The 9,817-nt window shown below is 60.5% G+C and carries 8 protein-coding genes and 5 pseudogenes; 8 read left to right on the top strand and 5 right to left on the bottom strand.

Annotated elements, in window-relative coordinates; genetic code table 11:
• A partial coding sequence (locus AC1DS6_RS41840) for an IS1096 element passenger TnpR family protein (protein WP_477104716.1) occupies positions 1–392 on the top strand: 392 nt, incomplete at its 5' end.
• A gap of 36 nt (positions 393–428) precedes the next feature.
• Positions 429–1,249 (top strand): annotated as a pseudogene (locus tag AC1DS6_RS41835) (ISKra4-like element ISBte1 family transposase); the annotation flags it as partial.
• On the opposite strand, the pseudogene AC1DS6_RS41830 reads toward AC1DS6_RS41835, so the two are convergent.
• Positions 1,246–1,563: pseudogene (locus tag AC1DS6_RS41830) on the bottom strand (sterol desaturase family protein); the annotation flags it as partial. The pseudogenes AC1DS6_RS41835 and AC1DS6_RS41830 overlap by 4 nt on opposite strands.
• Positions 1,564–1,603: 40 nt before the next feature.
• Here AC1DS6_RS41830 and AC1DS6_RS41825 point away from each other — a divergent pair.
• The 5 genes and pseudogenes from AC1DS6_RS41825 to AC1DS6_RS41805 all read left to right on the top strand — a co-directional run bounded on the left by AC1DS6_RS41825 (position 1,604) and on the right by AC1DS6_RS41805 (position 5,157).
• The gene (locus tag AC1DS6_RS41825; RefSeq protein WP_441632689.1) at positions 1,604–1,852 is read left to right on the top strand and encodes a hypothetical protein; all 249 of its coding nucleotides are present in this window, start codon (positions 1,604–1,606) and stop codon (positions 1,850–1,852) included.
• 472 nt (positions 1,853–2,324) lie between these two features.
• Positions 2,325–2,438: pseudogene (locus AC1DS6_RS41820) on the top strand (IS110 family transposase); the annotation flags it as partial.
• 338 nt (positions 2,439–2,776) lie between these two features.
• A complete protein-coding gene (locus AC1DS6_RS41815) occupies positions 2,777–3,457 on the top strand; it encodes a methyl-accepting chemotaxis protein (protein WP_477104715.1) in 681 nt (226 codons plus the stop codon).
• Positions 3,458–3,470: 13 nt separating this feature from the next.
• Positions 3,471–4,265 carry a type IV pili methyl-accepting chemotaxis transducer N-terminal domain-containing protein gene (locus tag AC1DS6_RS41810; protein ID WP_477104714.1) on the top strand — a complete coding sequence of 265 codons (795 nt, stop codon included), beginning with the start codon at positions 3,471–3,473 and terminating at the stop codon, positions 4,263–4,265.
• A 538-nt stretch (positions 4,266–4,803) separates the two neighbouring features.
• The gene (locus AC1DS6_RS41805; RefSeq protein WP_477104713.1) at positions 4,804–5,157 is read left to right on the top strand and encodes a helix-turn-helix domain-containing protein; all 354 of its coding nucleotides are present in this window, start codon (positions 4,804–4,806) and stop codon (positions 5,155–5,157) included.
• A gap of 317 nt (positions 5,158–5,474) precedes the next feature.
• Here the strand turns inward: AC1DS6_RS41805 and AC1DS6_RS41800 are convergent, their stop codons facing one another.
• Positions 5,475–5,948 carry a hypothetical protein gene (locus AC1DS6_RS41800; RefSeq protein ID WP_477104712.1) on the bottom strand — a complete coding sequence of 158 codons (474 nt, stop codon included), beginning with the start codon at positions 5,946–5,948 and terminating at the stop codon, positions 5,475–5,477.
• Between the two features lie 680 nt (positions 5,949–6,628).
• On the opposite strand from AC1DS6_RS41800, the pseudogene AC1DS6_RS41795 reads away from it, so the two are divergent.
• Positions 6,629–7,316: pseudogene (locus AC1DS6_RS41795) on the top strand (RNA-guided endonuclease InsQ/TnpB family protein); the annotation flags it as partial.
• A gap of 1,113 nt (positions 7,317–8,429) precedes the next feature.
• On the opposite strand, the gene AC1DS6_RS41790 reads toward AC1DS6_RS41795, so the two are convergent.
• The 3 genes and pseudogenes from AC1DS6_RS41790 to AC1DS6_RS41780 form a co-directional block, all read right to left on the bottom strand.
• Entirely contained in the window at positions 8,430–8,675 is a 246-nt protein-coding gene (locus tag AC1DS6_RS41790; RefSeq protein ID WP_441632679.1) for a hypothetical protein, read from the bottom strand.
• A gap of 705 nt (positions 8,676–9,380) precedes the next feature.
• Entirely contained in the window at positions 9,381–9,638 is a 258-nt protein-coding gene (locus AC1DS6_RS41785) for an SOS response-associated peptidase family protein (protein ID WP_441632677.1), read from the bottom strand.
• 58 nt (positions 9,639–9,696) lie between these two features.
• Positions 9,697–9,817 (bottom strand): annotated as a pseudogene (locus tag AC1DS6_RS41780) (IS630-like element ISCARN39 family transposase); the annotation flags it as partial.

The raw sequence follows: 9,817 nt of genomic DNA, 5'->3' as shown, positions 1-9,817 counted from the left end.
TGCAGTTCTCCACCGCGGCAAACGAACTGCCACTGACTGCGTTTCGTCTCCGCGAACACGAAGGCTTCGTCTATGTGTATGACTTCAACGCGTGGTGGCGCCACGAGATACGGGTGGAGCGGCGTAGGCTGCGGCAACATCCTGGCGGGTTGCCACGTTGCGTGGCCGGTTGCGGGCGTTGCCCGCCAGAAGACATGGGCGGGATCGGGAGCTATATGGAGGCCAGGGGCGAACGCAGTGAGTATGAGTTCCTCGATTGGCTCGAGTCGCTGCGCGAGGAGCCAATCGTGTTGGAAGACTTACGCGATGAGGTCGGCGGGTGGCTGACTTGGCTGGATCGTCGCTTTGACCGTCAGATCGTCAATGATCGGTTGCGAGAGCTCGAGGGGTAGACTGGTCGCCGCAGCTTCCAAGGGAGGAGGGCGGCCATGCGTATCAGCTTGCAACTTGTAGTGCAGGACGATGGAGGCGTGCCAGCCACCGTCACCGAAATAGCCCAGTTCGACAGAGACGGGCTTGATGTGGGCTCGCTGGGCCCGCATCTGGAGGAGGCGAAATCATTGCTGGGTCGGCTGCAGCGCACGATGGTCGCGGCACAGGTTGTTGAAGTAGTTGCCCGGACCAGCGTTTGTCCCACGTGCGGTGCGCAGTTGGTTTGCAAGGGCCACCATCACTTGGTCTTCCGGAGCGCGTTGGGGCGACTGTCGATTGACAGTCCCAGGCTGTATCCCTGTCGGCTGTGCCAAGGCGACGCCCCCACCTTCAGTCCGTTCGCTAACTATTTGCCCGAGCGGGTCAGTCCAGAACTGCAGTATCTCGAGGTCAAGTTTGCAGCGCTGATGTCCTATGGCCTGACCGTCAACGTCCTGCAGGAAGTGTTGCCGCTCGATCATGTGCTGGCAGCCAGTTCGATCCGGCGCCAGGTCACCGGGCTCGGTCGCCGGCTGGAAGCGGAACAGGCCACTGACGCCCGACGGCACGCGGACGTGGCCGCGAGCGTCGGTTCGTCCGACACCCCGGAGCCCAGTCCGGTCCGCGCCGTCGGCATTGACGGCGGCTACCTTCGGCCGGCCGGCCACCGGTGCCGGCAGGATGGCTGGTTTGAAGTGATCGTCGGGAAGTCAATGCGCGATCAGGATGCCGGCCATAGTTTTGCCTACCTGCACAAGCTTGAGCACCGGCCGGCCGGCTCGGCTTTGGTGACCGCGGTGAGTACGTTCTCGATTGGTTCCACATCGCCATGCGGGTATCCGTGATGTGCGACAGCGTATGCAGGCCCTCGTACATCAGGTAGTACGCCGCCATCGTCATCAGCGCGATATAGCCCGCGTTCTTCGAGAACACCACGCCGATCATCAGCGCGAACGGCACGGCCGCCAGCACGAAGGCTACCGGCGCAAAGGGCGGAAACAACAAGGCGCGCCAGCGCTTCTGGCCTTTGTACTCAAGCGTCAGATGTGTGAAGAAGCGATGATGCACCGCGCAATGCCGTTTATAGATCGCGCTGAACAAGCGCGTCGGTCGATGCAATATATAGCGGTGTGCAGCCCACTCGGCCCAGTCTTGGCCGTGCTACGATTCTTTTGAACAACTGGAGAAGGCTATGGATCTCCAAGGCTTCACGTACTACAAAGATCACTGGTATGAGGCATGCGCAACGTCCCCAACCGGTGGGCCCTGGCAGGGCCAGGTGACGATCTGTGCAAAAGCGGCGGACGGCAGCTCGATCAAGATCTTCGAGCACGAGCCTGTGCCTGGGCAGTACTTTTCCGAAGGTGAGGCGTGGCAGCATGCGCGCGACTATGCAGAGAAGCTGATAGACGAAGGCCGGGCGAACCCAGGCGCTCACTGATTCGCGCACCGTAGCACCATTCTGGTCAGCCACACTGCGTGCTACGGTCCTCCGAAATTCGGGGGCCGGGTATATATGGACGGCGCTGTCAACTTGCCGATAGCGAGACAAGGCAGTGGCACGCGCACGCACTGCTACAAATCCGGACTGCCGTGCTCAATGACCAGCTCCGATCGCACGTGGAACGATGGTATCCCTCCATCGCCAGAGCAGAAAGCCACCGCATTGCCGCTTAGTCAGCCCCCGCTTTGGGCGCTCTCGTAGTCGCCAAGAAATAGGTTTGAAAACCAATAGACTGCGGGCTACCGAGAGAGGTCATGGCCCCTCCACGATGGGCAGACCGATCGGAATTTTGGGTAATCGAATGGAAAGGGCTTCCCCGTCCCGAGGCTGCGGCGGAAGCCGCAAGTCGGCATTGAGGTGCCATGATGGCGTGTCGAAACGCCATCACGACCACAGGAGGGGAAGCCCCATGTCCATTGTTACCGTGGGTATCGATCTGGCCAAAGACGTGTTTGCCGTTCATGGGGTCGATGCGGCAGGCAAAGCACTTCTCGTCAAGCCGAGAGTTACCCGTGATCAGTTGGCCATGCCCCAACGCACGCGTCGTGATGAGGCATCTGGCACGGGATCGGTGCGCGGGTCGGTCCCGCCGTGCCATTTTCCTGCGCCCGCAGCCTGATGCAACTTCCGTGAGCTATGGCATAGATATTGCGCGGGCGACACATAGGCCAACGGCGGCCTTGAAACAATCTGGCAAGTCGCGATGACACGCTCCGAAAAGGAGCATCCCGGGCAACGGCGCCCCGGAGCGAAATGTTCACGAATCGGACAACCGGTTTGCAGGCATCTCGCTTCGGGGCGCTTTTTCTTTGCCGGTCAGCGCGGTGCGCGTCTGCGTCGACACTACCTGCAAGGCATGGCATGAACGCTTTCTCTACTCAGTCGCCCGAGGCCGAAGTGTCCGCCGAAACCATCGGCGGATTGATCAACCTTTCCGGAAGGCAGCGCATGCTGTCGCAACGGATCGTCCTCCAGATATTGCTCGCTTCGCGGGGGGACACTGCCGCGCTCGATATCGCACGCAAGTGCCTGTCAATGTTCGAGTCGGCGCATTCGGATCTCGTAACGGGCAATGAGCGTTTTCCCGGCGCATTCTCCGGCGCTTTGCAGCAACTGTACTTTGGTAGTCCACGCGCTGACGCGCGTATCCGTGAATTCATCGCCCAGGTCAGAACAGCGATAGACGCACCACTGGCCGACACCAGCCGGCGAGCGCCATCCCTCGACGTGCTGGTGGCGCAGGCCACGCCAATGCTTGAACTGCTGCAGACCGTCACGCAGGCCTACCAGGAGGAGATGCACCGTTGCGAGGTCGCTGTGCGCAAACGCCACACCGACCTCGTCGAGCGCCTCAGCGGTATTTCTTTGCAGGCGAATATCGTTGCAATGAATGCGCGCATCTCGGCGGCACGGGCGGGAGAGTACGGCAGGGAGTTCGCGGTGATCACGCTGGTGCTTGCGGACATCATCAAAGAGATGGATCAGCTGATCCGACACGTCGTCGGCTCGAGCGATGCGTCCAAAGGTCCAATCAAAGTTTAACGCGGAGACACCCTTGAAACGTTACCTCTGTTCCTTCTGCTTGGTTGCCTGCAGCGTCCTGGCGCTGGCCTTGGCCGGGACCGCTTCGGCCGAAACGCTAACGATCAACGCGGCGATCAACAAGGCGGGCCGCCAGCGCATGCTGTCTCAGCGCATGGCCAAGGCTTACTGCCAGGCTGGCCTCGGTGTTGAAGTCGAACGTTCGAAGAAGGTCCTCGAACAGTCCGTGGCGCTCTTTGACAAGCAGCTCATGGAGCTGAAGGCGTCCGCGCCCACGCCGGAGATCAAGGACACCTACGCCAGGCTCGAGCAGACATGGATTCCCTATAAGCAGTTGCTGTCCGCTGGCGATCCGAATCTCGATAGCGCGAAAGCAATCGCAAGAATGAGCGAGGACATGCTGAAGCTTGCGCAACAGGGAACCCTCCTGCTCGAGAAACATTCCGGCACCATGATGGGTAAGCTGATCAACGTTGCCGGCCGCCAGCGGATGCTCTCGCAGAGAATTGCCAAGATCAGCATGTTCCGCGCCTGGGGCATTAACTCCCCCCAGATGGCGCAGGATCTGGACACGGCTACCAGGGAATTCGCAGCCGCACAGGAACTCCTCACCGCGGCACCGCAAAGCACAGAGGCAATCCGTCGCGAACTGCAGCTTGCCGGCTCTCAGTGGCTGTTCTTTGAAGAGGCACTCAATCAGACCGGGGTCAGTCGCGCGGAACAGTTGAGAAACATCGCCACGACCAGCGAGCGTATTCTTCAGGTGATGGATGACGTCACCAGCATGTATGAGGGGATGCCCAAGTAACGTGGGAGCGTGAACGAGCTATGCCAGACGCGGCTTTACAGGCAGCCACGCTTGCAATGCCTGCCAGGCGCACAGCCTTTCCGCAGCGACGGCAGGTCCACGCGGATCAGATCGCCCACCAGGCGCCAGAACTGATAAGAACGACGCGGCCGATACCGCGTCGTTCTGTGAGGCTGTGAACTGGATGCCGAGGGCCAGGCCAACTTGTCCGCGCACGCGCGTCGCGCGGGGGGTCCCCCAGCTCTAGGGGCGCTCGAGCGGCAGTTGCAGGAGTTGCGTACCCAATTCTCGACGGAGTTGGAGTGTACCCGCGATCGCTATCCATCGCGCAGGAGCGGGCCAGCGCTACCGAGCGCCGCGCACTGCGGGAGATCGACCAGCCAGAATGCCGAGCAGGCGCTCGCGGAAATTGCGCGCTGAGCTGGCGGCGGTGCAGGCGAGGGCGCGGCGTTTGATATACTTTCACGATAGTGAAATAATCGGGAGAGCAGCCCCAGTGCTGGATCTCCCAGTCTCCCAAATCTCCGGACCTCCCCCAATGCCACGACCGCTAGCCGATGCCGCGCCACCATCGCGGGCTGCCATCCGCACCATCGACCAACTGGGTGATCGCATTCGGGCGACGCGGGTTGCCGAGGGGATGCCAATTGACCAGGCGGCCAGGCATTGCGGCGTTTCCGTCGGCATGCTGTCCAAGCTGGAGAACGGCAAAGGGGTGAATCTGGAGCACGCACTACGCGCGCTGGAAGGACTGGGTTTGACGATGCTCGTTGTCCCAAAGGCGCACGTGCCCCTGCTCGAGCAGGCCGCCACCCACGCGGCCAAAGCCTCCCAGCTCGCAATGAGGGCGGATGGCACCCACATGGAGGAGGGCGAAGCACAGTACTTTTGAGCGGTCACGCTAAGCGAATCAAAATCGCCGGCGGCGGGAACCTCTTCGCCGATCAGTTGACAGTGGCGGCTTTCGCAGTGCGCGGCAATTCCCGTGCTATTGGCTGGTAGCTATGACTACAGAGCGCGCGTCCTGAAACAGCAACGCGCGCAGATATTACTCGCTGCCTTCGTTTTGTGATGCGGCCCAGTCGCGTATTGCCTCCGCTGCTCGCCTGCTTCGGCGCCACCGACCCAAGTGGCCAGTTGATGCCCCTTCTTGACTGGGTAGCGTCGACAACGGTAGCAAGCAGAGCCGAGGGGGTCGGGGGGGCGGTGCTAGATGTGAAGAAGGTCCAAGTCGTGAATCGTCTTGTCGCCTGTCCTGCGTGAACCTGCCCACTTGCGTAAGGTTTCGATGTTGTCGCGAATACGAAGCGCTTCGTTCCGGAGAACATCTCGGCGCCAGATTTCTTCGTCGCGGCGAAACAGTTGCACCGTAAAGTGCGGGACGTCCCAGTCGGTCATCTTGGCAGCGAGAGGGCCGTCGGCGTGGGAATGGACTGACAATTCTAGAGGGTGAGATTCAATCTTGTATAGGATATCTGCAGCAGGCACGACTCCGCTAACGTCGACGCCGTTGTGGTGTCCCACAAGGGAAACTTGACGGCCGGAGACGGGAGTGAGCACAAGATCGTCGAGTAGCAGATGGGCCTGGACGCATAGCTTGTACCGGTTTCGCAGGGCCACAAGAAGTGAGAGCAGTGCGGCACCGATGACCGCAGCCAATACAAGCGCCTCTGTCATATCCATACCGTTTCCTCACATCGGCTTCTGGCTACACACAGCGAAGTGTAGTTGAGGACCGTGTGGTGCGGCGAGTTCTGCGCTGCTTGGGGCAGATCATGACGTCCCCCCGTTGGAAATGTGCCAGTGCAGCATTGACCGCCTGGGGCGACCGTGCTTTGGATGGGCACATTTCGCTGTCTGCCTCGCTAGCCTCGACGTAACAAGGTAACGATTCAAGCAGCTTCAGGGGGGGCGTCGACCAGTTTTATCCGCGCGCTACCCAGCGACTTGCGGCTGAGTTGAGGCCACCCGCATTTCCTTGCGATACCGGTCCCAAGCTGACGGGTAGAGGGTGGAGGCGACGGCCTATTCCATCCATGTTGCATCTTCCTCCTGCATTAGCCGCTCGCGAGAATGTAGTCCCCCAGCTTTGTTGCCTTTTCCTCCAAGCCCTCCAACTCAACTGCAGACACCTCTCTCAATTCAAATTGACCGGGAAGCGCGGCAAGCCCCGGTCTTCAGAGGCTGTCGAAAAAGGTACAAATCGAGACAGTTTAGCTTTGTAAGTGCTTGAATTGTCAGGGCGAAAAAAGCCGGCGCGCTCGGCCGTGTACCCTATTGCGACAGCCTCTTCAGGCCGGGGAAGGATAGCGCGGATGCCGAAGGCGTCCTGGACAACGCTTGATCGATGATACGATCAATTTATGCAACGACTCCAAGCCTTCAAATTCGAACTGATGCCTAACGGCGAGCAGCAGCGCGACATGCGCCGCTTCGCCGGTTCGTGTCGCTTCGTGTTCAACAAGGCCCTGGCGTTGCAAAAGGAGCGCTACGAGCAAGGCGAGAAGAAGCTAGGCTATGCCGGGCTGTGTCAGCTACTCACTGCGGATGGCGACACAGCGCCGATACGTCGTGGCTGAAGGATGCGCCAGTGCACCTACTCCAACAAACGCTCAAGGACTTGGAGCGCGCCTATACCAATTTCTTCGCCAAGCGAGCGGATTTCCCTTGCTTCAAGAGAAAGGACAGCGCGACAGTTTCCGCTACCCCGATGCCAAGCAGATCAAGCTGGACCAGGCAAACAACCGGATCTTCCTGCCTAAGCTGGGCTGGCTGCGTTTCCGCAATAGCCGCAGCGTGCTTGGCATGGTGAAGAATGCCACGGTCAGCCTGTCATCCGGCAAGTGGTTCGTGAGCATCCAGACCGAGCGCGAGGTCGACCAGCCTGTGCCGCAGGCCGGCAGCGCGGTCGGCATCGACATGGGGATCGTGCGCTTCGCCACCTTGAGCGATGGCACCTTCCTCACCCCGCTCAACAGCTTCAGGCGACACGAGGCGGCACTGCACCGCGCGCAGCAAGCCATGAGCCGCAAGATCAAGTTCAGCAAAAACCCGGCGATCAATGCCGTCGGCGACTGTATGTACCGAGTGGATACCCAATAACCTCGGAAAGCGCTGGTTAGTGGCGCGTCCCGTGGAAAATCCATTCGCGAGGCAGCGGAGTCATTAAATCACGCCGCCCCGCATGCGACTCGCTAATACCAAGAGCTGCCCACAGTTGGGACGCGCCGATTCCATCGGCGCTGCGTTGAACCTGTTCGGCTCCTCGACTGGCGGCTCCACCGGGTCACGGCGTGCGGTACTACCTGGCGATTGCGGGGCGCTGGTGTCGGCTAGGCCGTGAATTGCCTCACACGGGGCCGTGTAGAAAGCCGGATATACGGAAAGTTCATTAGTTGTCACACTTTGCGAGTTGACGAGCCGCCAAGCATCACAATAGTAGCGGCGCCATAACGGAGCGTCATCATGCTTTGGGTCGCGGTGTTTATCCTGTTTCTGCTCGTCTCGCAGGCAGTCTACTTACATTGGCACGTGGCGGCCATGGCGTTGGATCGCCGCGACGCGTCTGGATGGCTCAGCCATGAGGTGCGGCGGCGTGTTTCCTTGGTAGCAGTTCCCGGACACGTTTCCACCTACCCCGTACCGAGAGAGGAGCGCGTCCATGTCGTTCGGCTCGCCGGTGTGGTCCTATGGCATTCAGAGCTGAGCATTGCACTTCCGGACGAGGCATGCTCGCATCTGGGGGATATTTCGCCGCAGGAGTTCGATACCCGCTTTCCCAGTTGGCTGCAGTTGGGCCCTCCGACGCACGGTGCTTAGTACGAGCGTGTCGAACAAGGATCCCAACTGGCTGGCCCGCAGGTCCGCTTTTGAAGTTCTAGACCGTCCGACATCCTGCGCTCCATCGCCAAAAAAAGCGCTCGCTGTCGTGTAGACACGGGCGCTGAAGGAGGGCAGGTCGCGAACTCCTGCCCTTGAAATTTGCATGCTTTAGGCTTGATGTTCCGGTTGGCCCTATCGCACCACGAGTGCATTGGCCACGACGGCTCCGACGTGGCAAGTCACTCGCGTTCAGGACGTTTCGCACATTGCACTCACAAGTAAGACGCCGGATCCGACGCGAGTGGATAGTGCGGGCACATCAACAGACCAGCGGCGGGTTCTTCACTCCCGGCACGCAATGGTCTTGACGATAAGTGCGCGGTGCATGATGAGTTGCTTGAGGCTGTCGCGCATGTCGCCTAGGAGCTTCTCGGCGCTTTCGCTATCTGTACCCTCCCGCTTCAACTGCGCAATGCGCTGCTCCTGTGCCTCAATGCGTTTCCCGGCGCGTTCGATGGCGCTATCCGTTTCGTCCAGGTCTTCTAACTCCTCCTCTATGTTTCGCGTGGCCTCTACGCCTGGTTGCATGATGGACTCCATGCTGATGCTGATGCCTCGGTTTTAGGTCAGGAATGAAGGCGTCGCTATCAGGGTGCGTCCTACAGCCTGCGGAGCATCTCCGATGGCTATTCCACGGGTAGCTTCCAGGTGGGGCCGGACTATTCAGCGACCTTCGCCCGGGGCGCGCGCGGTGCCGCCTCCACATCCATCAACTCGGCCGGTAGGGCCACATGAAACTTCGCGCGCGCTCGGGATCCCGGCAGGTCAGCCAGTCGTCGCGCCAAGCGCGCCGCATATGAGCTGCGGCTGGAATGACTTTAGCAGGCCGCGACTGTCAATTTCCGCCGTGTCGGGAAATGAGCTCTATGCCTGGTGGTAGGCACCTTAGAGGGATAAAGGGGTGTAGGCGCAGGGAGATGGCGCCTAGACCCTGGAATAGCAACAAGGGGGTCCAATCTGCTGCCACTGTTAATGATAATGCGTCGCATCAACAACTAGTAACCCACTAGCGATGGGCGCGCGACGGAGGGCACTTCGGCGCCGGCGCGCTCGGTGGCATGATTGGTTCTGTTGGGCGGTACTTCCGTTTTAGGCGTGCCGGCAGGACGGCGCCATAGGGCATCGTCCGACTTGCGTGCGCGGCGTCTATAAAAAAGCACCCGCGGCCAGGAGGAAGCGGGTGCTGAAGGGAATGCGGGGCAATCGCGTTTGCCCCGTGTCACTCTAGTGGAGTTAGGTCCGAGAGAACATAACTCTCTCGATGGGATGCGCAAGGCTATTCGGCGGCTTTGGCCCTCGGTGCGCGTGGGGCCGCATGAAGCTGCGCGCCCGCTCCGGATCCCGGCAGGTCAGCCAGTTGTCCCATTCCGCCCGCGGCAGGATGACGATCATCCTCTTTTCCTTGCCCGGAGCATGGAAGCGGTTCATCAGTGGATGCTTGTCCGAATTGATGGTCAGCATCGTGAAGCTGAACACTTCGGCGCCGTCCACGCCCGGCCACGCGCGCCCTTGGCGCCGCCGCCTATTGATCCTTGTATAAATGACGACATCACCACAACTCGGCCTGCTTCCAGCACGCGGCAATGATGTTGGCGCGTTGTTGTGCGCTGCGCAGCCGATTGCGGGCGGTCGTTTTGAGTTCGGTGAGCGAGTGTGGGCAGAAGTTGGCC

This window comes from Cupriavidus sp. 05L310 (genome assembly GCF_056398185.1).
The sequence above is the reverse complement of the archived record's forward strand: the minus strand, read 5'-3'. Positions and strand labels throughout refer to the sequence as shown.

Bases quoted from the DNA above. Each gene is read 5' to 3' on its own strand.
- AC1DS6_RS41790 (WP_441632679.1), bottom strand. From the start codon at position 8,675: ATGCAACCAGGCGTAGAGGCCACGCGAAACATAGAGGAGGAGTTAGAA.
- AC1DS6_RS41805 (WP_477104713.1), top strand. From the start codon at position 4,804: ATGCCACGACCGCTAGCCGATGCCGCGCCACCATCGCGGGCTGCCATC.
- AC1DS6_RS41825 (WP_441632689.1), top strand. From the start codon at position 1,604: ATGGATCTCCAAGGCTTCACGTACTACAAAGATCACTGGTATGAGGCA.
- AC1DS6_RS41800 (WP_477104712.1), bottom strand. From the start codon at position 5,948: ATGGATATGACAGAGGCGCTTGTATTGGCTGCGGTCATCGGTGCCGCA.
- AC1DS6_RS41815 (WP_477104715.1), top strand. From the start codon at position 2,777: ATGAACGCTTTCTCTACTCAGTCGCCCGAGGCCGAAGTGTCCGCCGAA.